This window comes from Microcoleus sp. K1-B1, assembly GCF_036704705.1.
Lineage (GTDB): Bacteria > Cyanobacteriota > Cyanobacteriia > Cyanobacteriales > Microcoleaceae > Microcoleus.
The window spans coordinates 88,711-111,061 of sequence record NZ_JAUBSH010000002.1 but is presented as its reverse complement, the minus strand read 5'-3'; the positions used below and the strand labels follow the sequence as shown (position 1 = coordinate 111,061).

At 45.9% G+C, this 22,351-nt stretch carries 19 protein-coding genes and 2 pseudogenes; 16 read left to right on the top strand and 5 right to left on the bottom strand.

Going from position 1 to position 22,351, the window contains the following annotated elements:
• Positions 1-18 precede the first annotated feature (18 nt).
• Genes QUA83_RS01040 through QUA83_RS01030 form a run of 3 tightly spaced genes read left to right on the top strand, consistent with a single transcriptional unit; the run spans position 19 to position 3,115 of the window.
• A complete protein-coding gene (locus QUA83_RS01040; protein ID WP_333290938.1) occupies positions 19-1,005 on the top strand; it encodes a mechanosensitive ion channel family protein in 987 nt (328 codons plus the stop codon).
• Between the two features lie 14 nt (positions 1,006-1,019).
• The gene (locus QUA83_RS01035) at positions 1,020-2,345 is read left to right on the top strand and encodes a DUF2254 domain-containing protein (RefSeq protein WP_333290937.1); all 1,326 of its coding nucleotides are present in this window, start codon (positions 1,020-1,022) and stop codon (positions 2,343-2,345) included.
• Between the two features lie 17 nt (positions 2,346-2,362).
• Positions 2,363-3,115 carry a hypothetical protein gene (locus QUA83_RS01030; protein ID WP_333290936.1) on the top strand — a complete coding sequence of 251 codons (753 nt, stop codon included), beginning with the start codon at positions 2,363-2,365 and terminating at the stop codon, positions 3,113-3,115.
• Positions 3,116-3,503: 388 nt separating this feature from the next.
• On the opposite strand, the pseudogene QUA83_RS01025 reads toward QUA83_RS01030, so the two are convergent.
• Positions 3,504-3,731, bottom strand: a pseudogene (locus QUA83_RS01025) (hypothetical protein); the annotation flags it as partial.
• A gap of 129 nt (positions 3,732-3,860) precedes the next feature.
• Between QUA83_RS01025 and QUA83_RS01020 the strand changes: the two are divergent.
• Both QUA83_RS01020 and QUA83_RS01015 read left to right on the top strand, forming a co-directional pair.
• Positions 3,861-6,287, top strand: a complete 2,427-nt coding sequence (locus tag QUA83_RS01020; RefSeq protein WP_333290935.1) for a bifunctional serine/threonine-protein kinase/ABC transporter substrate-binding protein — start codon at positions 3,861-3,863, stop codon at positions 6,285-6,287.
• A gap of 401 nt (positions 6,288-6,688) precedes the next feature.
• A complete protein-coding gene (locus tag QUA83_RS01015; RefSeq protein ID WP_333290934.1) occupies positions 6,689-7,408 on the top strand; it encodes a PHP domain-containing protein in 720 nt (239 codons plus the stop codon).
• Between the two features lie 346 nt (positions 7,409-7,754).
• On the opposite strand, the gene QUA83_RS01010 is transcribed toward QUA83_RS01015, so the two are convergent.
• A complete protein-coding gene (locus QUA83_RS01010; RefSeq protein WP_333290933.1) occupies positions 7,755-8,921 on the bottom strand; it encodes a CO2 hydration protein in 1,167 nt (388 codons plus the stop codon).
• Between the two features lie 177 nt (positions 8,922-9,098).
• Positions 9,099-10,613 carry an NADH-quinone oxidoreductase subunit M gene (locus QUA83_RS01005; RefSeq protein ID WP_333290932.1) on the bottom strand — a complete coding sequence of 505 codons (1,515 nt, stop codon included), beginning with the start codon at positions 10,611-10,613 and terminating at the stop codon, positions 9,099-9,101.
• Positions 10,614-10,741: 128 nt separating this feature from the next.
• Between QUA83_RS01005 and QUA83_RS01000 the strand changes: the two genes are divergently transcribed.
• Together QUA83_RS01000 and QUA83_RS00995 are read left to right on the top strand one after the other, a co-directional pair.
• Positions 10,742-10,978, top strand: coding sequence for a hypothetical protein (locus QUA83_RS01000; protein ID WP_445301749.1), 237 nt, complete (start codon positions 10,742-10,744; stop codon positions 10,976-10,978).
• Between the two features lie 128 nt (positions 10,979-11,106).
• Positions 11,107-11,529, top strand: a pseudogene (locus tag QUA83_RS00995) (Uma2 family endonuclease); the annotation flags it as partial.
• A gap of 246 nt (positions 11,530-11,775) precedes the next feature.
• Here the strand turns inward: QUA83_RS00995 and QUA83_RS00990 are convergent.
• Positions 11,776-13,650: an NAD(P)H-quinone oxidoreductase subunit F gene (locus QUA83_RS00990; protein WP_333290931.1), complete on the bottom strand. Its 1,875-nt coding sequence runs from the start codon at positions 13,648-13,650 to the stop codon at positions 11,776-11,778.
• Between QUA83_RS00990 and QUA83_RS00985 the strand changes: the two genes are divergently transcribed.
• The 9 genes from QUA83_RS00985 (at position 13,642) to QUA83_RS00945 (ending at position 21,361) form a co-directional block, all read left to right on the top strand.
• Entirely contained in the window at positions 13,642-13,767 is a 126-nt protein-coding gene (locus QUA83_RS00985) for a hypothetical protein (RefSeq protein ID WP_333290930.1), read from the top strand. The genes QUA83_RS00990 and QUA83_RS00985 overlap by 9 nt on opposite strands.
• 506 nt (positions 13,768-14,273) lie before the next feature.
• Positions 14,274-14,585 (top strand): carbon dioxide-concentrating mechanism protein CcmK, encoded by a 312-nt coding sequence (locus QUA83_RS00980; protein ID WP_006635059.1) that lies wholly within the window; start codon positions 14,274-14,276, stop codon positions 14,583-14,585.
• 98 nt (positions 14,586-14,683) lie between these two features.
• Positions 14,684-15,025 (top strand): carbon dioxide-concentrating mechanism protein CcmK, encoded by a 342-nt coding sequence (locus QUA83_RS00975; RefSeq protein ID WP_006635058.1) that lies wholly within the window; start codon positions 14,684-14,686, stop codon positions 15,023-15,025.
• A gap of 273 nt (positions 15,026-15,298) precedes the next feature.
• Positions 15,299-15,604 (top strand): EutN/CcmL family microcompartment protein, encoded by a 306-nt coding sequence (locus QUA83_RS00970; protein WP_006635057.1) that lies wholly within the window; start codon positions 15,299-15,301, stop codon positions 15,602-15,604.
• Positions 15,605-15,722: 118 nt separating this feature from the next.
• A complete protein-coding gene (locus QUA83_RS00965; RefSeq protein WP_333290929.1) occupies positions 15,723-17,357 on the top strand; it encodes a ribulose bisphosphate carboxylase small subunit in 1,635 nt (544 codons plus the stop codon).
• A 289-nt stretch (positions 17,358-17,646) separates the two neighbouring features.
• Entirely contained in the window at positions 17,647-18,336 is a 690-nt protein-coding gene (locus tag QUA83_RS00960; protein ID WP_333290928.1) for a carbon dioxide concentrating mechanism protein, read from the top strand.
• 205 nt (positions 18,337-18,541) lie between these two features.
• Positions 18,542-19,315, top strand: coding sequence for a BMC domain-containing protein (locus QUA83_RS00955; RefSeq protein ID WP_333101844.1), 774 nt, complete (start codon positions 18,542-18,544; stop codon positions 19,313-19,315).
• A 453-nt stretch (positions 19,316-19,768) separates the two neighbouring features.
• A complete protein-coding gene (locus tag QUA83_RS00950) occupies positions 19,769-20,809 on the top strand; it encodes a tetratricopeptide repeat protein (protein ID WP_333290927.1) in 1,041 nt (346 codons plus the stop codon).
• Between the two features lie 369 nt (positions 20,810-21,178).
• A complete protein-coding gene (locus tag QUA83_RS00945; protein WP_333290926.1) occupies positions 21,179-21,361 on the top strand; it encodes a hypothetical protein in 183 nt (60 codons plus the stop codon).
• On the opposite strand, the gene QUA83_RS00940 is transcribed toward QUA83_RS00945, so the two are convergent.
• Positions 21,350-22,237, bottom strand: a complete 888-nt coding sequence (locus QUA83_RS00940; protein WP_333290925.1) for an aldo/keto reductase — start codon at positions 22,235-22,237, stop codon at positions 21,350-21,352. The two genes, QUA83_RS00945 and QUA83_RS00940, sit on opposite strands and share 12 nt — an antisense overlap.
• Positions 22,238-22,351: the final 114 nt, after the last annotated feature.

Sequence of the window (22,351 nt, the reverse complement as noted above, 5' to 3'; positions counted from 1 at the left end):
GATGCAAGAGGAACTTTTATGACAGCAGAAATATCTGGAGTCTGGGACAAGATTGAGAGCATGATCAATGACTTCATTGTCCTGCTGCCTAATATGATACTAGCGTTCGTTGTTTTTGCAATCTTTTTCTTTGTGGGCAGGTCAATTAAGAGATCGGTCAGGCGGCTTACCCGTAACCACCGCCAATCCCGGAATTTGGGACTGGTGTTAGGAAGGTTAGCGCAGGGTATTACTGTTCTGGTTGGTCTGTTTATTGCCTTGTCGATTGTAATTCCCACATTTAGAGCAGGCGATTTGGTGCAACTGCTGGGAATTAGCGGGGTAGCGATTGGTTTTGCCTTTCGCGATATCTTACAAAACTTCCTAGCTGGTATTCTAATTCTTTTGACGGAACCGTTCCAAATCGATGACCAGATTGTGTTTAAAAACTTTGAGGGAACAGTAGAAAATATTGAAACTCGCGCTACAACAATCCGAACCTATGATGGTCGCCGGATTGTAGTTCCCAATGCGGAATTGTTCACCAATTCTGTTACTGTGAATACCGCCTTTGATAAACGCCGGATGGAATACGACGTTGGTATCGGCTACGGCGATGATATTAACCGAGCCAAGCAGTTAATGATGGAAGCCATGCACAGTGTGGATGAGGTTTTGAATGACCCTGCTCCTGACGTGCTGCTGATGGAACTTGCAGGAAGTACCGTCAATATCCGCGCTCGATGGTGGATTGCTCCGCCGCGACGAATTGACGATCTGCGATCGCGGGACAAGGTACTTTCTGCGATTAAGGAAAAGCTGACTGCCAATGGCATCGACTTGCCCTTTCCTACGCAGCAAATTTTGTTTCACGATCAAACCGAAGAGACGGATGGCGATCGCAAACGTCAACGCGAAGGATGGCCCGCTGGTAGTGGCGAAGTTCCCAAACCCCGCAGCATCAGCGGTTCTCTGCGACAACTAATTGAACAGCGATCGCCACAAGACGGCAACGGGCAATCTTAACCCCACCCCAACTCATGAAAAATGTCAAGTTAAGCAAAATTTGGGACTCGCTGCACTCTAGCTACTGGTTTATCCCAACGTTGATGGCGGTGGCGTCGATGATTTTAGCGATCGCAATGCTGACACTTGACCGATCGGGTAATATACCAAACTGGAGGTGGATTTACACGGGTGGAGCCGATGGTGCGCGAGCGGTTCTTTCATCGGTTGCCGGTTCAATGATCAGCGTTGTTGCTACAGCTTTTTCCATTACTATTGTGGCCCTTCAGTTGGCGAGTTCCAATTTTGGCCCCCGATTGCTGCGTAGTTTTATGCAGGATACGGGCAATCAAATCGTGCTTGGCACTTTCATTGCTACGTTTATTTACTGTTTGCTCGTACTGCGAACCATTCATGGAGAAGGAGAAGGATACAGTCTCTTTGTACCCCAACTCTCGGTTACAGTTGGTACCGGATTGGCAATTGCCAGTATCGGCGTACTGATTTACTTTATCCATCACGCATCAACCATTATTCAAGCGTCCCATGTAATTACTCAGGTTAGTGGCGATTTAGACAAAGCTCTAGATCGTCTGTTTCCCGAAAAAATCGGAGAAGGTAAAGCGAACAACTCGCGACAAGGGGGAGAAATTCCTGCAAACTTTAACTCGGAAGCAAGTCCAATCAAAGCCACTGGCGAGGGTTATTTGCAAGCAATCGATGACGACGAATTAATGAAAATTGCCCGTCATTACAATCTGCTTGTACGTCTTAAAACTCGACCGGGAAAGTTTATCGTCAAGGGCAGCGATTTAGCGATGGTTTTCCCGGAAAAACAGGTGAATCAAAGCCTGAACCAAAAGATGAACGATGCTTTTATTCTGGGCCACGAACGGACTGAATATCAAGATGTAGAATTTCCCATTGATCAATTAGTTGAAATTGCGTTGCGGGCGATTTCTCCTGGGATCAACGATCCGTTTACTGCGATTCGGTGTATTGATCGACTCAGCGCCGGATTATCCCGCCTCGCTCAAAGGGATTTTCCCTCCCCCTATCGCTACGACGATGAACATAATTTGCGCGTCATTGTTGAAGGAGTGACGTTTGAAGGGTTAGTCGATACTGCATTTAACCAAATTCGCCAGTACAGTAAATCAGATGTGGCGGTCACAATTCGCTTATTGGAAGCTCTAGCTTGCATCGCTACTTACACCCACAATTCCAAACAACGAGAAGCTTTACGCCGTCACGCGGATATGATTTTAAATAGTAGCCGCCAACAAATCTCTCAGGAGCAAGACCAGAAAGATGTGCAAGAGCGGTATCACCAAGTCATTAAAGCTTTAAGACAGGATTAATTTGGTAGAGCCGAATTATGGTAATAACAGCAGCTTTGCGATCGGCTCCTAATACTTTAGCTTTAACCGCCCTGATAGCCATTGGTTTAGCGCTGACACATTTATTTTGTGGAAAGTTGCGGTTTGCTCCTATTCCTCGCAACCGCTGGCTTTCAGCAGCAAGTGGGGTTTCGGTAGCTTATGTTTTTGTGCATATTTTACCGGAATTAAATCAGCATCAAGCGGTATTAAAGCAAGTAGAATCAGGCGTTATTTCCTATTTAGAACACCATGTTTATTTAATAGCTTTGTTAGGATTGACTGTATTTTACGGCCTGGAGCGAATTGCAAATTTATCTCGTCAGCGTGGCGCAGAGGATGTGACCAGTCTTGGTGTTTTTTGGTTGCACATTGGCTCTTTTTCAATCTACAACGCTCTGATTGGCTATCTGCTGCTGCATCGGGAACAACCGGGCATTACCAATCTGCTGTTGTTTTCTTGTGCAATGGCACTGCACTTTGCAGTGAACGACTCTGGTTTGCGGGAACACCACAAGCATATTTACGATCGCATCGGACGCTGGATACTAGCAGCAGCTATTATTGTGGGGTGGGTGTTGGGTAGCGCTACTGAAATTGGAAAAACTGCGATCGCAGTTTTATTTGCTTTTTTAGCCGGAGGAATTGTTCTCAACGTCCTCAAAGAAGAATTGCCCGAAGAACGAGAAAGTCGGTTTTGGGCATTTGCCCTTGGTGCCGGAATTTACACGGCTCTTTTATTAGCTTTGTAGAGGAATCATATCGATTCCGGTTGCACTCCTTATGATTGTTGACTGTTGACTGTTGACTGTTGACGGTGAGTCAAAAGAATGAAAATTCCGCGAATTATTTGTTGGCAGGTTGATTCGACTTTACGCCCGACTTCGGAAGCGCGGATTTGATATTCTCATTCCGGCTGCGCCGGAATGAGAATATCAAATAAAGCCAAAACGTTCGAGCTTAAAACCATTATGAGGAATCAAGTGTTCTTTCAGACGCAGCTTAAAATTACCGGATAATTTTTCCTAGCACTGCTACAAACTGCGGCGATATTAACAGTCTTAACTTTAAAAGGTAAGGCTCTGATCGTAGTTTAAATGCTTAACAACTTACATCTAATGACAAACTTTTTACTCCCTAATATAAATGTGTAGGTACTAAGACTATCCAGTTATCAGTTTTGGCGATTTCACGCCATATATTGTCGGCAAATTCTTGTAGTTAAAGAGCCACTTTTTCGCTAAACCTGAGTCATCTATGATGAGGGTGAACCCTGTTTTTTGGGATTTGTGGGTAAAAACATCGTCTCTCGCGACGACACCCTTTATCGAAGCATGGGGGGATGGCGGTGGGAGTTGTTTCCTTTATGAGAGTTTTTCGACGTGGAAGCGCCAACTACACTACAATGGATTTTACAATAAAAGGGACTAATTTTTGGTTTAAGTCCTTATAATCAACATTAAAAGCCGCAGCCTGTCAAGAGGTGTTGGAAAATTTATGTGTGTCAACTTAGGGCATATCCTGAATGAAAGGTACGAAATTCTTGCTTTGTTGGGAGAGGGAGGGTTTGCTAGAACCTACACGGCTGTACAAATAAACAAACCTAATAATCCTCTGTGCGTTGTTAAGGAAATTCCTTTTCCCCCATCGAACGATCCGCGCGTCTTGGAGAGGGCAAGGCAGCGATTTGAAAGGGAGGCTAGCGCTTTGCGCCGTCTCGGCAAACACTCGCGCATTCCCGAATTATTCGATAGCTTTGAAGAAAACAATTATTTTTACTTAGTTCAAGAATATATTGAAGGACATCGGCTTAGTCAAGAACTCACTGCGGGCGATCGGTGGAATGAGCAACAAACTGTTGCTTTGTTGCGGGAAGTTCTGGAAATACTAAAATCAGTCCATCAAGAAAATATTATTCACCGCGATATTACACCTTCTAACTTAATTCGGCGCGAAACCGATCAAAAAATTGTTTTAATTGATTTTGGGGCCGTCAAAGAAATCAGCACTTTTACCTCTAACTCTACTGGTGAAATATTAACATCGCAGGCGATCGGCACCAGCGGTTATATGCCTGCTGAACAATACAATCCGCGGTCTCTCCCGCAACCCTACAATGATATTTATGCAGTAGGAATCATCGCGATTCAAGCCCTCACGGGCCAACGTCCCACCAATCTGCCGCAAGACCCCGAAACTTGTGAAATTATCTGGGATTACTCGACGCCCGATCGCCCTGCGGTACAAGTTAGCTACAAGCTCAAAAATATTGTAAACAAGATGGTGCGTTTCCACTTTCAAGACCGCTACCAATCTGTTAATGAAGTTTTGCAAGACTTAGATTTGTCGATCGTCGAAGGGTCCAAGTTACCCAAAACTTCGCGGAAGTTGCGATCGGGCTGGCGCTGGCTGCTGTTCGGCGTTGCGGGAATTGCGGCTTTTGGGGCGATCGTACTTTTAATCCCCAGAATTTCCCCGCTAATCCCCAGAATTTCCCGGCAACCAACGCTGCCTACACCCTCCGCCGATGGCGTAAGTTCCGGCGAAAAACTCTTAGTGCAAACCGCCGCCCTGTGGTCAAAACAAAGGGGAATCAATGAGTTTGCCGACTCAAATTATCCCGAAGCTTTAAAATTACTCAAACAGTCCTGGCGGGAAGACCGCAGAGATCCAGAAACTTTAATTTACATCAACAATGCTCTGCTGAAGGCAATAAATGCAGAATATTACACGATCGCAATTGTTGTTCCCATCCGCCGCAATCAGGACGGCAGCATCCTCAACGCAAATTTAGCAGAAGAACTGCTTCGTGGCATTGCTCAAGCTCAAACCGAAGTTAATTTAGGTCTTCTGGCTGCAAATGAGAACAATAAAAATTTTCCCGGTCAAGGCTTTCTCCAACCAAAAGCTATTAAAGGAAAAGGTCTCCAAGTCATCATTGCTGATGATGGCAATATCAAATCCTACGCGGTTCAAAGGGCTAATTATCTGGTCGCTCAGCCCGATATTCTAGCAGTTATCGGACACTACACCAGCGACATGACTGTAGAAACCGTAGATATTTACAATCGAAATCAACTAATCGCCATTTCTCCGGGAAGCACAACAGAAGAACTGACGCGAAAACCTCGAAAATTTTTCTTTCGGACGGCTCCTACAACTAGCATAGAAGCTGAAGCTTTAGTAAATCAACTGCTCTTGGTTGGTGAGAAAAAAGCCGCAGTATTTTACAATCCGAACAGTCCGTTTAGCGCTTCTTTGTGGGAAGAATTCAAAGAGCAATTTGAAGCCAAAGGAGGCTCGACTTTTAGAATTAGGAATTATTACGATTTATCTAAAAAAAATTTAGACGCCGAAGCAGCAATCAAAGAAGTTGAGAAAGCCGGAAAAACAGCCTTACTTGTCATTCCCGATGGTCAAGTGACTAATTCCCTGGAAAATGCGATCGAAATGATTAAAGCTAATGGCGATCGCAATTGGATTGTCGGGCCTTGGACTCTGTACGAGCCGAGAACGTTAGAAGTAGCAAAAGAGTTAAAGTCTATTGAAAAACTGGGCATATCTGTGTTTTGGCATCCGTTAATAAGTTTTGACAAAAAATTTCCGCACAACGCTGAAAAATTGTGGGGAGGCCCGGTCAATACTCGATCGGCCTTAACCTACGATGCCGCCCGGACGCTGATTAAAGCCCTCGAAATGCAGCCGGAACCAAGTCGCGAAGGAATGCAAAAAACCTTAGCCGATCCAAACTTTAAAGCCGAGGGAGCCACGGGTATAATTGAGTTTGACTCCAAGACTGGAAATCGGAAAAACCCTCCTAAACGAGTGGCACATATTGTACCTTGTTCTAGAGAACAGTTTGGAGTTACATTTGTGCCGAACGAATTTCCTACAGCCGCAGATGCAGGTTTAAAGTGCGATTGAATTGATATATTGTGGCATTTTCCACAAACCTTTTAAGGGCGGGCCGGATGCCCACTCCACAAGAAAATTTACTCTTTGTGGAACAGGCCGGAAAGCCTGTTGCTGAGAATGATGCAATAGGTGCGAGTAAATTGATATCTTGTCGCATTCTACCCAAACCTATAGAGGCGAGTTTTACCAACTATAAATTGCTTAAAATCAATAATCTCATAAACCCGCCCCCACCTGACAATAAAATTCTGGATAAAGAATTGTGCAAGATGTGCGAGTGAATTGATATCTGGTGCCGAACGCAACAATCCGCCAGAGGTTGAAACCCCACAGCAGACTATTGCCACAGGTGCAACATATCAATTTATTAGATATATTAAACAAGGTTAGTTTTTTTTATAATAACGCTTATGGCTGTCAATCTCGCTTCCCCAACAAGTTCTAGTCTCAAACCAGAAGCCCAGAATATCTCAGCACTCAAACAAGTCTTTCAGACAATTGATGCCGATAGCTGTCCGGGTTCCTATAATTTTCATATGCACACAGTCAACTCCGACGGGCGATTGCAGCCAGAGAAATTGATGGAACAAGCCATAGCCCGCGGCCTCAAGGGCTTAGCTATCACCGACCACCACAGCACCAAAGGCTACGTTCAAGCTCAAATTTGGCTGGATAATTGGAAATTAAACCATGCCGACAAAAATAGCGAAGCACCTAGTCTCTGGACAGGCGCTGAAATTAATGCCGAATTGCTCAACAACGACGTACACATTCTCGGTTACGCCTTTGATCCGCAACATCCCAGTCTCAAACCATACCTACGAGGTAAAAGTACAGAAGGCACTTATTGTTATTCAGCAGCTAGGGTAATTGAAGCTATTCATGAAGCAGGAGGTTTAGCAGTTCTCGCACATCCTTGCAGGTATCGATCGACAGCAGATAAACTAATCCCAGAAGCAGCCCGTTTCGGGATTGATGGTGTAGAGATTTACTATGCTTACGGTAATCCGAATCCTTGGAAACCGAGTCCCATACAAACTGCTTTAGTCAAAGATTTAGCAGAAACTTATGGTTTGCTGGGAACTTGTGGCACGGACTCTCACGGCCTGAGTCTTCTAGTCCGAATCTAGATAGTTCGGAAATAAGAAGTGCTTTATCCTGTCATGGCCAGTCTAAGCGTTAGCGGATATATCAGTTATGAAAGCAATTACAATGAGCCGAAAACAAACAGTTTATCAGGTCATATTATGTCCGCTAAAATGACTATAAAATTGTTTGGTAGTGAGGACTTCAGTCCTCATAAAAGTCTGTGGACTGAAGCTTTGACTACTTGCCTGATAACGGCTATTTTACGGGACGTGAGATCATTGCGATCGCCCGAATGATCTTTCGGTATCCCAAAGAAAGCAATTGCTTTCTTCAGGTAATATTGTTGCAACTCCTAGAGACATTGCGCCCTAAAAACCAGTCGCCATTCTACCGTTCGGGGAATAACTGACAGGCCCTGTTAGTTGGCTGATTTGCCCAATCCAAGCGAGAATTTCCAAATCGATCCATCCAACCTTCTAAATAAGCTCGATTAGCCTTTTTTTCCTCTGGATCGGAGGTATTCATGGGATGAGGTGCTAAACCTAAAATAGTCGCCGTCGTCACGCAAAACATCGACTTCTGAAAACTTTGGCAAATTTGCACCCGCAGATCATCTTCACCCCGACAGCTAGTGCGATAAACTTCGTGCAAATACTCCGGCAGAAAATGCCGCATATCTTGCATCAATTGAGTTGGCGGAATCCCTGCACCTCCAATGGGTAAAGGGTCAGCAAACAAAGCCCCGTAGGCAAAATCTTTTTGTTTTTCCGGGATTTGATGGGCTTGAGCGTTGTAGGAAACTGTGCCAAAAAAAGCTGTGCCCCGAAAGAAAACAGCCTCTACATAAGGCACGGCTACATCTGGTAAAAATGTCAAATTAGCCGTCGCTGGCAGTATATCGTAGACTTGAGAGCCAATCTTCACGCTGTAGGTAATCGGTAGGCTGGCAGCGGCGACTAAACCGGCTTTGACAAAATCAACTACATCAGAAATAGACTTAGTTTCCCCTCGATCGTAGGAATCAGATAAGTCTATAAACAAATCGCTCATTACCCGCCAAAACTGACCGAGACCGGTGTAATAAGCCAGCATCCGCACTTGTTCCGGCAAAAAATTAGGAAAGGTTTTGTTTAGTCCCTGCATGAAAAAATTGCCTTTCAGCTTCGCCGCGATCGCCTTTTCGGCCAAACTGCTAAATTCCGGGGAATCCAAATAACTGTCCAAACCGCCGCCGCCGTGCCAAAGCATTGTTCTCATGCAATACTCAGCATACTCAAAATTTATGCGATCGTGCCACAAATAGCGAATTAATTTCGGCAGCGTCACCTCTCCATTGAAATATTTAAAAAATGGGAAAAGCACTAAAAACTGTTCTTCTGCAATATAATTTAGATTGCGAGAATAGGCATCTAGAACCACACCGTAACTTTTGAGAATGCCGACAACTTCAACTACATTTTCTGTAGATTCAGGCAGTAAAGCTTGGCCTGATTCCAAGATTTCAATGTATGCGGAGAGGGGGTGAGAAGATGGTTTTAATACGGTACTTGTCATTTTAATTAAGCCTGAATAGAAGGAAGAAGGAAGAAATAGGTTTGTAGTAAGGACTTTAGTCCTTTAATGATGGGCTAAAAGCTGTTAAGAGAAGATTGGCACTCCTCACTACGAACCTATGGACTAAAAGCTGTTAAGAGAGAACTTGCATTCCTGACTACGCACCTAGGTCATATTTTATTTCAAGTTTTGAGCAACCACTTTAACTTGCGGTGGCACATTAGCTACCATTCCGATCGCAGTTTTTTCGCTCAAAGCAACTAAAACTCCCGGCTGCACTCCCATGATGGCGATAATTATTGCTAAAACCAGCGAAGGGATGCGATCGCGCCAGCGGACTTGGGGCAAATTTTCCACCAAATCCGAAAGGCGGCCGAAAAAGGCGCGGTTGACCATAAGTAAAAAGTAAACTGAAGTTAAACCAGTGCCGATCATGCAAAGCAAAGTTTGCACGGGAAACACTGGCAAACTGCCCCGAAACATCAAAAATTCAGCAATAAATCCAGCCAAACCCGGAATGCCGGCACTTGCCATCACGCCGAGGATCATTAAACTGCCAATCATCGGCAAACCGCGATCGGGATTGAATAAACCTTTGAGCACATCGATGTTGCGGGTGCCGGATTTTTTGTAAATAACGCCGACACTCAAAAATAGCAGCGCCGAAATTAAACCGTGGCTAACCATTTGCAAAACAGTTCCCAGCATACTAATCGGAGTAGCTGCGGCGCTAGCTAACAAAATGTAGCCCATGTGAGCGATCGAACTGTAAGCTACAATTTTTTTCATATCTTTTTGGGCGATCGCGCAACTCGCCCCGTAAAGCACACTCACCACCGCCCAACTAGCCAAAGTCGGCGCCAACACCGCCCACGCATCTGGAAACAAACCCAAACCAAAACGCAGCATCCCATAAGTTCCCAGCTTCAAAAGCACCCCCGCCAGCAGCACCGAAATCGGCGTCGAAGCTTCTACGTGAGCATCCGGCAGCCAAGTATGAAAAGGCACCAAAGGCATCTTAATTCCAAAAGCCAGCAACACCCCTGCCAGCAAAACCATTTGCCTTACCAAAGGCAATGGCAATCCTCCTTGTAAATGCGATGCGCCCGCTGCACCAACCATATCGAAACTCGAAGCACCGCTAAGCCAACCTGTGCCCAAGAAAGCAGCCAGCAGCACAATTCCCGAAAATGCAGTATAGATTAAAAACTTAGTAGCAGCATAACCCCGGCGCTCGCCTCCCCAAATCGCAATTAACAGGTAAAGCGGAATCAATTCTACCTCAAAAAACAGGAAAAACAGCAGCAAATTTTGAGATAAAAAAGCCCCTGTTACGCCCCCGGTAATTAACAGAATCAAAGAATAATAAAGTCGAGGTCTGCGGATCGACTCATCCGTAGCGTAAATAGCTATTCCTGTCAGTAGAGTATTTAAAATTACCAAAGGCAGAGCCAAACCATCAACGCCGAGATTGTAATTCAATCCCAAAACATCTATCCAAGGAATGAATTCTGCAAACTGCAACTGACTGGTACTGGCATCAAACTGAAATGCCAAAATCACCGAGAGAATAAAAGTTATACCCGCAATGGCGATCGCGACATTCCGAACTATTTTAGAACTCACTGAACCGGGCCAGAGCCCAATCAGGGCAGCAGCCAACATTGGTATCCAGATTAAAGCACTGAGCATCAATTAAAACTTTCCTTTGTTACACAGTATTTAGAGCTATATTTAACATTAACGCAAAGCAACTACATATAAAAGCGATCGGCCCATTTTCTTGTTAACATAGATTCAAATGTCTCTGGAATCCTCCTATGACCTCAAGTCTTACAGAGCCAGAAGATTTGCAAATTAAATCCGGTTCTCCTTCCACCCGTCTCACCGTTGCCGACTTGGAACAACTGCAAGGTATACTCTCGGAAGCACATCTCGACTACCAATTAGAACTGGTAGACGGGAAGGTTATCCTTATGGGCCCATCAGACATTGTATCGAGCGAAATTGGGGCAGAGTTTGCCAGACTTTTACTAAACTGGGTCAATCGATTTTAGATTTTAGATTTTAGATTTTAGATGGAAGCCTTGACCCCACGGATAAATACGTTAGGCAAGTTTCATGGGATACACGTTTTTTATTTCTTCACGGATGAATCCGGGGGCTTGTATCCTGGATGCTTTCGGTCAAACCCCGCAAACTCCGACGAGTTTTTGAGTCCAGCGGCGGGTTTATCCTCCCCAATTCCGATCTGAGAGCTCCCGATGTTTCCTTTGTGACAGCTTCGCGCCTCAAACAAAGTAAAAGGTATTTTGCCGAACTCGTTCCCGACTTAGTTGTAGAAATCAAATCTCAGTCCGATCGCCTCAAACCCCTGCGAGAAAAAATTAAATCATTTATCGAACTCGGAGCAAAAGTAGGAATATTAATCGACCCAGACAAGCGCACAGTAACAATTTACAGTCCGACAGCCGATCCAGTGGTATTGAGAGACGGCGACATGATTTCAATTCCCGAACTTTTGCCCGGTTGGGAAGTTCCAGTGACCAGGAATTTCAAAGGTGGTACTCGCCACGTGATTTATCCGTGGAATCAATCCAAAATCTAAAATCCTCAAGAAAGAGCATTTATCTCGCGCAAGTCAATCTAAAATCTAAAATCTAAAATCTAAAATCGATTGACCGAATTGTGGCCGATCGAGTTTGAATAAAATTAGATAAAAAAGCAGACAAACCCAGAATAAAATTATCTGCGTTCATCTGCGTTCATCCGCCCTCATCTGCGGTTGAAAATTAAATAAAACTAGATCAAAAGCAGACAAACCCCGAAAAATTCATCTGCCAACCTCTGCGGTTTAAAACTGCCAAATAATCAACCCCAGCAACACAGCAACACCCGTCGCAATAGTCAACACATAAAACTGCGACTGACCGGTGCCACTGTACTTCAACCCTTCACCACTGAAAATTGTGGCAAAACCGAACAAATTCACCGCCCCGTCCACCACATACCTATCAGTCCAAGCGCTGATTTTAGAAATAAAAGCCACAGCCCAAACCACAGTCAAGCGGTAAACTCGATCGATATAAAAATCGTAAGCAAACAAATCCTGCAACGCCGGCACCGGCAGCCGTACCGGTCGAGGTAAAACCCCGTACCAATAAATCGCCACCCCAACCGCAACGCCTATCAACCCAGATAACAGCAACAGCGGTGTATCCAGCGTCTTCAACAGCAAATTTAAAGTATCAAAATCCCCCGTTTGCGCCCAAGGGCCAGTCCAACTAATTAACAGTTGCCACCGCTGCAACATCCAAGGCACCAATAGCCCCATCACCGTCAAAATTACCATCGGCAAAGCCATCGGCCAACCCACTTCTGGAGCTCTGCGAGTTTTCGGCTGCGATTTTCCCACAAACACTAAACCGAATATGCGAGTTAAATTTAGCGCTGTCAAACCGTTAACTAAAAGCAGCACTATTACCAGCCACAAAGGCACCGTCCAAAAACCGTTGAGCCAGCGTCGCATCGCCCAAAAGTTGCCTAGAGGCAACAACGCTACCATCCCCGCAGCGCCTACTAAATAAGCCGTAGTGGTGGCAGGCATCTTCGACCACAACCCACCCATTTCTGTTAAATCTTGAGTGTTAGTTGTGGTAATAATTGACCCTACGCTCATGAATAATAGGCCCTTGGCGATCGAGTGCGCGAACAGCAACAGCAAAGCAATGTCAACTTGATTTAGCCCCACGGCGATAAACACCAAACCCAAAGAAGCGCTGGTAGAATGCGATAGTGCTCTTTTGATGTCGATTTGGGCGATCGCCACCAAGGAAGCGCCAACAGCCGTTACCGCACCCAACACCACCAGTACCCCATCGGTCACGGGGGACAGGGCTAAAACAGGCTGAAGTTTAATCAAAACATAAGCCCCAGCGCCCACAACTACCGTATTCCGCATAATCGAAGCCGGGTTGGGCCCTTCCATCGCCTCGTCAAGCCACAAATGGAAGGGAAATTGAGCGCACTTGGCAGTAGGTGCGGAGATTAAAGCCAAACCTAAAAGAGTCGCCACTAGGGGAGACAAAGTTGCAGTTTCAGCCCATATTTCCAAATCGGAAAAATTCAAACTTCCCGCTAAAGTTGAAAGCGTCACTACTCCCATCAGCAGTGGCACGTCTCCTACACGCTTGGTTAAAAACGCATCTCTAGCGGCTGTTACTACCAGCGGTTGAGCGTACCAAAACCCGACTAGCAAGTAAGTTGAAAGCGTCAGCACTTCCAACAAAGCGTAAGTTATAAGCAGCGAGTCGCTAATGGCAATGCCGCTAATTGCCGCTTCAAAAAAACCCATCAGCCCAAAAAATCGAGCTAGCGCCCAGTCTTTTTCCATGTAGCCAAGGGCGTAAATTTGTGCTAGCAAACTCAGAACACTAACTAACTCCATTGCTCCGACGCTGACGGTGGAGATTTCTATTGCAAAAGACAAATCTAAATCTGCTGCTTGCACCCAGTGCACGAGCAACTGTTGGGGCGGTTGATCCCAAGTTGCTGTAAAAATAACTGATCCGTGTATGAAAGCGAACACCGTCATCAGCAAATTGAAGTAAGCTGCAGGTCTTGGGCCTGTTCTGCGAATGGTGCCGGTAGACCACGGCAAAGTTAAAATTGCGCCTATTAAGCCATATAAAGGTATCCACCAACAGGCTTGGAGGAGAAATTGAGTCATTTAATTTATGCCTTAAACTTCAAATTACTGGCTGCCTTTATACAAAAACAGTCGCGGGCGATCGCGCGAGGCCCTAAAACTTTGACTAAAGTCGATCGTATAGTTGTGGCAAAATAATTTGCACTCCAGATTAACTATACATTAAAGCATCAAAAATGATAATTATCTCAAGACAAAATTACAAACTAAGCAGACGAGCCACTCAAAGAAAAAAATGCCTGCCGATGGGCCAAGACTGCCTTTTTTGCCGATTTCCCTGCGATCCCCCTTTTGAAATCCCCAAGTTTCCCGGTAGTGATCAGCGTCGGCTTAACATACCGAACTCTACTTTATGAGTATTATTACTTACTTTAATCCCCCTTCGCGGCCGGCATCTACCCCTATCTATATTAAGATTATTAAATAAATATTAAATTATTTTAAGTAACATAAAAAATTTTAATTTTTGTTATTAAACATTATGATGTTAGTTTATATTGTCAAGGTGGACAGCTTCCCCTATTCTTATAGGATAGGAAGCTTTACACTGCCTTACTAAAAAATGTGGGCCTCCCCGTCCAAATTTTTAGATTTCTCAAAGATTTGTAACGGTAATTTCGCTCATCCTCAAAGGAGATTCAAAAATGTCAATTGCCGTGGGAATGATTGAGACAAAAGGTTTTCCCGCTGTGGTGGAAGCTGCCGATGCTATGGTCAAAGCTGCCCGCGTTACCCTCGTGGGCTATGAAAAAATCGGCAGCGCCCGCGTCACGGTAATTGTGCGTGGCAACGTGTCGGAAGTCCAAGCCTCAGTCGCAGCAGGAGTGGAATCCGTCAAGCGGGTGAACGGCGGAGAAGTCGTCTCTACCCACATTATCGCTCGCCCCCACGAAAACCTAGAATACGTTCTGCCGATTCGATATACAGAAGCAGTAGAACAGTTCCGAGGCTACTAAGTTCTTAGCGCACAAAAATTTCGTTTAACGAAAATTTGTGCGATCGTCAAAAATTAACTGTTTAGTTCCCCAAATATTCAATCAGGAGTAAAAAACCAATGGCAATTGCAGTTGGCATGATCGAAACCCTAGGCTTCCCCGCAGTTGTAGAAGCCGCTGACGCGATGGTCAAAGCAGCCCGCGTCACCTTGGTAGGCTACGAAAAAATCGGTAGCGCTCGGGTTACGGTCATTGTAAGAGGAGATGTCTCGGAAGTGCAAGCTTCTGTCGCAGCCGGAGTAGAGTCAGTGAAGCGCGTTAACGGCGGACAAGTGATGTCCACCCACATTATCGCCCGCCCTCACGAAAACTTAGAGTACGTGCTGCCGATTCGCTACACCGAAGCTGTAGAACAGTTCCGCGAAGGCGTGAGCGGTATTCGCCCTCTCAACAGATCATAAGATAGGCGATTCCCTACGGGATAGCTTCGCTTCACGGCTGTTAGGGGCGTTTGGTAATTAAAAATTAAAAATCGCGAGGTTTTTGATTTAGCATTTTTAATTTTTAATTGAGGTGGGTATGGGATATTGGTTATTAGTCATGAGTCATGAGTCATTAGTTACTAGACGAAGCTCTAAAAATCTGACAGCGGACTGAGGACAGAGCTAATAAAAAAAAGACAAGTGACAGTGTAAAAATGACAGTTACCAATTACCTATTACCTATTACCTAAAATGCAAATGGCAAAAGTTCTCGGCACAGTTGTCAGTACCCAAAAAGAGCCGACACTGAGAGGATCGAAATTTCTACTGCTGCAATTCATCGATGAGGAAGGTTCGCCAGTTCCCGGCTATGAGGTAGCCGCTGACTGTGTGGGCGCTGGTATAGATGAATGGGTTTTAGTAACCCGAGGCAGCGCAGCCCGGATCGCGCCCGGAAGCGAAAACCGTCCGATCGATGCTCTGGTAGTAGGCATTATAGATACTGTCAATGTAGAAAACCGCCTCATTTACAGTAAAAAAGACGACCCGTACGGCTAGTTGCAACCGTTAGCAGTTAGCAGTTAGTGGAAAAATAACTAGCAACTAACAACTAACAACAAACAACAAACAACTAACAACTAACAAAAAGATTTTTCAGTTTAGGAGAACTTAATTTATGGCAGTCCGCAACGTTGCGGCTCCCCCGACGCCTTGGTCGAAAAACTTGGCTGAGCCCAAAATTCACGATACCGCCTTCGTACATTCCTTTTCTAACATTATTGGGGATGTGCATATCGGTTCTAATGTGATGATTGCCCCCGGAACATCTATCCGCGCTGATGAAGGCACTCCTTTTTATATCGGACAAGGAAGCAACATTCAAGACGGAGTAGTGATTCACGGCTTAGAAAAAGGGCGAGTCACAGGAGACGACGACAAATCCTATTCTGTGTGGGTGGGGAAAAATACTTCCCTCACCCACATGAGTTTAATTCACGGGCCGGCATACGTGGGCGACGACTGCTTTATCGGCTTTCGCTCTACGGTGTTCAATGCCAGAGTGGGCAACGGCTGCATTGTCATGATGCACGTACTAATTAAAGATGTGGAGATTCCCCCCGGTAAGTACGTACCTTCGGGAGCCATCATCACTAATCAGAAGCAGGCCGATCGCTTGCCTGACGTTCAAGATTCTGACGTTCAATTTGCGACCCATGTCATCGGCATCAATGACGCTCTGAGAACCGGTTATCGCTGCGCTGAGAACATCGCCTGTCTAGCACCAATTCGCAACGAGCAAACTAAAAACCCAAATATGACTCAAACCAAATATTCTACCCATGCCGGCACCCAATTGAGTTCAACTCTTGCCGATAGCATCCGCAATTTACTAGCTCAAGGATACAGCGTGGGAGCCGAACACGCCGACGCACGCCGCTTCCGGACAGGTTCTTGGCGCACTTGCGGCCCGATTTCCTCAAAGCGCGACTCTGAAGTAATCGCGGCTTTGTCAGCTTGCATGGCTGAGCACCAAGGAGAATACGTCCGCTTGATCGGGATTGACACCAAAGCCAAGCGCCGCGTACTAGAAGAAATCGTCCAAAGACCGGGAGACAACGGCTCTAACGGTTCTAACGGCTCGAAAATTCACCAATTTAACGGTAAAGTTGCACAAGCTTCTAACCACAATAGCGGTTCCGTGTCAAGCGGAAAATTGAGTGCCGAAACAGTGGCTCAGGTTCGCGGCTTGCTAGCTCAAGGCTACAAAATTGGCACGGAACACGCCGACGCGCGCCGCTTCCGCACCAGTTCTTGGCAAAGCGGGGCTTCGCTGCAAGTGAGAAACGAATCTGAGGCGATCGCCGCTTTGGAATCTGTGATGAACGAGTACCCCGGTGAGTACGTGCGCTTGATCGGGATTGACCCGAAAGCTAAGCGACGCATAGTTGAAGAAATTATTCAGCGTCCCGACGGCCCGGTTGCTCAATCGGCTAAGCCTGCAGCAACCTCGGGATACAAAGCAGCTTCGACTGGTTCGGCCAGCAGCGGAAGTTTGACAGGCAAGACGATCGACCAAATCCGCAACCTGCTTTCCCAAGGCTACAAAATTGGCACGGAACACGCCGACGCGCGCCGTTTCCGCACCGGTTCTTGGAGCAGTTGCGCCCCCATCTCATCCAACCGCGAATCCGAAGTGATTTCTGCCCTCGAAAGCTGTCTCAAAGAACACAGCGGCGAGTACGTCCGCTTGCTGGGTATCGACTCTAAGGCGAAGCGCCGGGTACTGGAAGAAATTATCCAGCGTCCTTAATTTCCCTGGTAATTAGCTTGTTTCTCCCGTTAATCCTTCGCACTGGGGCTAACGGGAGAAACCCCAGCGGATTTAAGTTGGATTTGAGATAGTTAAAAAGCTCGAATGAGAAATGTTGGTCAAAATCTAGAATCTTCTGAAAGTTTCTATAAAACGTTAAAGCATCAAGATTCTCAGTATTAGTAAATTATCGTTTCTTAGATTGACATGGTTAAATTTATCAGTCGAAAAAACCCATAATTTAAAGTCGTTTTATCGAAAAAACTAGCTCTTTTCATGGTGAAGTTGAATGTATTTATCGCCACTGCAATTAAGTAGCAACTCTCAGATTTTGATGAGTGGCGATGTAGTTGTGAATGAGGGTGCGGCGATCGCCCCTGGAGTAATCCTGCAAGCAGATCCGGGCAGCCGGATCTCGATCGCCGCCGGTGCCTGTATCGGTATGGGAGTTATCCTTCACGCCCGTGAAGGTACTCTGGAAATCGCGGCGGGCGTTATTCTGGGTGCAGGGGTGCTGGTGGTAGGTGCGGGAACGATCGGGGAAAATGCCTGTATTGGCGCCGGGACGACCCTAATCAATCCTTGTATCGACAAAATGCAAATTATGGCAGCAGGTTCTCTAATCGGAGATACCAGCCGCCAAGTCGCCGCAGAACCCACAGCAGAACCAACAGCAGCAGCGCCAACAGCAGCGCCAACATCACCAGAAACCCCCGAAGCCACTACGCCACCAGTTGATCGACCGATCGAGCCGATCGAGCCGCCACAACCCCCCCAAACACCGCCTCAAACTGCGCCGGAGACTGCCCCAGACCCGCCGGAATCCACCGCCGCAGAGCCGCCCCAACCAGGGGAAACGCCAACTATTCTATACGGCCAAGCTCACATCAATCGGCTGTTGGGGACGCTGTTTCCGCACCGACAAGCTTTTAATCGCTCGGAGGAAAACGGCCAAACTCTATCGGGCGGTTCCGGGTAGCCGTCATTTCGGCAAAAGGCAGCTATGCTGAAGGCAGAAAGATCAAATATAAATAGGTAATCTCATATTATTGGTAGCTCAGCAATTTGTCAGGCCTTGCCGTAGCAATCTGTGTCTTGTAGCTCGTGCAGTCTGTCTTCTCATCTGAGAAACTATAAACTATCAACAAATTTTTATTTTGGGAAGTTTCTAAGGGTAATAGAAGATGGACGGACAAACAGATCGTAACAGTCATGAAGAGCGATCGCAGCGCCAGGAATACTTCAAAGACACTGCTTTGGGTTTGGTATCCACCAAGAGTTTTCCGGCAATTGTGGGGACTGCTGACATGATGCTGAAGTCGGCAGGAGTGATTTTAGTAGGATACGAAAAAATTGGTTCCGGTCACTGTACCGCGATCGTCCGGGGCAGAATTTCGGATGTGCGTTTGGCTGTGGAAGCTGGAGCTCAAACTGCCGAACAGTTCGGGCAGTTTGTTTCTAAGTTGGTGATTGCTAGACCTTTGGCTAATTTGGAAGTGGTTTTGCCGATCGGCTTTCGGCTGACTGAACTTTCGGAAAAAGGCAGTTATTCTCGGCTTAGCAATCAGGCGATCGGTTTGCTCGAAACCCGGGGATTCCCCGCAATGGTCGGTGCTTGCGATGCTATGCTCAAATCCGCAGACGTACACTTGGCAGCTTACGAGAAAATAGGCGCCGGTTTGTGCACGGCAATTATTCGCGGTGCAGTTGCAGATGTAGCAGTAGCCGTAGAGGCCGGAATGTACGAAGCTGAGAGAATTGGCGAGTTGAACGCGGTGATGGTAATTCCGAGGCCTTTGGAAGATTTGGAACAAACTTTACCGCTGGCAAGTTGCTGGATTGAGCAGCGTAAACCTGTGATGATGCCCGTGTCGGTTAAGGAAAAGGAACAAGAATTGATCGAACTTCCAGATTTGGAGAAATTGAGAGTTTATGTGGAAGAGGAAATCAATCGGTAATTGGTAATTAGGCACCAAAAGTTTGTAGAGACGTACTACCGCAAATACTGAGACAAAGTTTGTCAAAAAAATATAGAGTTTACTCGGTAGGAATGCTGGCAACAATTTATACTGAGTAGCGGTCTCAAACTTAATTTGCCGATCAAGCCGATCGTCGCCGCATCAAGAGACACAGAACACCAAGTAAAACTAGACTTTTGAGAGCAAGTCGATCGTCGGGTAAACGATCAAACTGACTAATAAGTAAATCCAGTCGAGGTGCAGAGCCTTTCAACAGGATTTAACTACTGTTAAAATAAACCAAAAATCCTGTTTAGGGTAGATTGCCGACAATTATTCAAGAGTTACTCTGACCGCAGGTGGATGCTCTTTCAACAGATTAACGGCTGTCGAACTCAAAACTGACTGCACAGGAATCAACCCCCAGAATCAAGCAATCCTGAAAGTTGACCTATGAACCTCAAACAATTTTACAAGCGCGGTTTGCACAGCGCCAAGAAAGGAAACTATGAAGCGGCACTTGAGGACTTCGATCAGATACTGCAACTCAATCCCGCCGATGCCAAAGCCTATAACAATCGCGGCTTGGTTTACTATTACATGAAAGACTACCAAAAAGCGATCGCAGACCTCAGCCAAGCCCTAGATATCAATCCTAATTTCTTCGAGGCTTACTTGAATCGAGGCAATGCTTGGCGTCATCTCGGAGAACACGAAAAAGCCATTGATGATCTAAACTGTGCTTTAGCAAATAAGCCTAACAGCCACGCTATCTACAACAACCGGGGACTTGTACTTGCTAATTTAGGAAATTACGAAGAAGCAATAGAAGACTACAATCGAGCTCTATCTATCAATTCCAACAATTATAAAACCTATTACAACCGGGGGCGCGCTTACTACCTTTTGGGAGAAAAAGAGGCAGCAACGGAAAACTTTAACGAAACGCTGCGGTTGAATCCTAAATATATCAAAGCTTACATAAATCGAGGTCTCTGTTACCACCAATTAGGAGACAATACCCAGGCGATGGCAGATTACAACATTGCACTCGCCATCGATCCACAAAATGTTTATGCCTATTATAACAGAGGTTGCGTTCGCTATAAATTAAAACAAATGCAGCTTGCAATTGAAGACTTTGACCAAGCAGTAAAACTCGATCCGAACTATGTTAAAGCTTATCTCAACCGGGGTTTAGCGCTGTATAAACTGGGAGATGTGGCGGCAGCAAATAAGGATTTTTACCACGTAATGTGCATTAATGCTGAAGCTTATGTATACTACCAAGCCCAGCGGTGCACGCCTGATATTAATTCGTACTTCAAAGAAGCGCCGCAGGTGGAACTTAATAATGCTGTAGAATACTACAACACAACATTAAATACGATGTCAACTTCATTAAGTTCCGCAGCCTTAAACGCGGTCTGGAATCAAGAAGATTTGGAGAACAGAGACTCTATTATCTGTGAAGGTGAATTTATTAATGATTGATTTAATATAGCCTTTCTCAGAAAGATGAGGTACTCATGGGCATAGGGCATAGGCCTCCGTGGGCATAGGCCTCCGTGGGCATAGGGCATACCTCACTTTTTTGAGAACCGCTATAAGTAGTCAGGGTTCTTCCGTACATAATGGGCTAAAATGTTACAATAATGTCAAATTTTAGCCGACTAAGTACGGAAGAACCATAAACATTAACTGAAACTATTCCATAATGCCATTCAAGATTTTAAGTTCAGCCGTGCTCCGGCAAGGGGAACTTCAATTTCCGTTTAAAACTTGAACAATTGAATCAGTAAGTTCGTGAAAGCTTGCCCTCCCCAGCCGCCCGACAGCAGCAAGGGCTAGGTTCTCTTCTATATGTTTTGGCGTTTTCATCCCTACAAGGGCACTCAGGAGGCCAGGGGCGCTCCGGGTATATTGGAGCGCCCGCTGGCAGTCTGTTCGCAAGCTTTTGCCAAAGGCAGAAGCAATTTTTTCTGGAATCTGACCGATAACCTGCGCTTGACACAGCGACATACTGGCGATCGCTCAAATGCCTAAGCGATCGGCAGCTTCCAATACTGAAACTTGTTCTCCTTCGATTGTTTGAGTTGGAGTTAGCACCGCTTCCGGCATCCCCATATTCAAAGGAAGCTGGATAAACCGAAACCCATCCTCTTTGTTCCCAGCTACTTCCCGAGCAATTGACTTCGCACGCGCCAGATCGATATGGTACCTTTCAGTTGGAGGTACGCGAAAAGCATTCCAAGTTGCCACACCGTAATTAGCAATTTTTCCAGCTAAAACCGCACCTTCAAGTACCTCAAAAACCTCTCGCAACCGATTATAAAAAGTATCGGGTTCAACTTGAGAAAGTAGCTTTTCTGGATTGTGAAGATAGTAGACATCGATTGTCTCAATGCCGAGGTTGGCGAGGCTCCAATTAAGCTGATCTCGAATGTATTCTGGGTGCATGCAGTAACGCTCCTGGGCCAAATCTGCCATGCTGATAGTAGAGTTGTTTGGCTCGACGTACTGCTGATAAAACCACTCTACATGGTTGGGAGTTGGATGCGGAACAACGCCGCCTTTCGTGCAGATAATTAGTTCATCTCTTGAAGCCTCTCCCGATTCCAGGAGACGCCGGATACCCTTTCCGACACTCCGCTCTCCGTACTGGTAGCGGTAGTTGATTGCTGAGTCAATTACGTTGGCACCCCGCTGAACCGATTCAACTACAGCGGACGCCACAAGAGTGTCAGTATACTCATCTGGTTCGCCAAGGTAAGTGCCAATTCCAATCGAGCTGGCAACGAACGAACCTGTTTCTCGGAAGTGATCGGCTGCACAATTTTTGTTGTGCCGTTCCCTGTAACGCCGCGTTCCTTCTGCGGTAGCTCTGCCTGCGATCGCGATCGCATTACTACTTCCTAACATAAAAATCTTTTGCCTTCTCTTAAATAAACTAATCAGGACTTCCGCAAGTCTAAGTGATGCTTGATTTAAAGTTCTCCTCAAAGTGAGCAAGGTAGAAACGCGATCGCTCGCGCC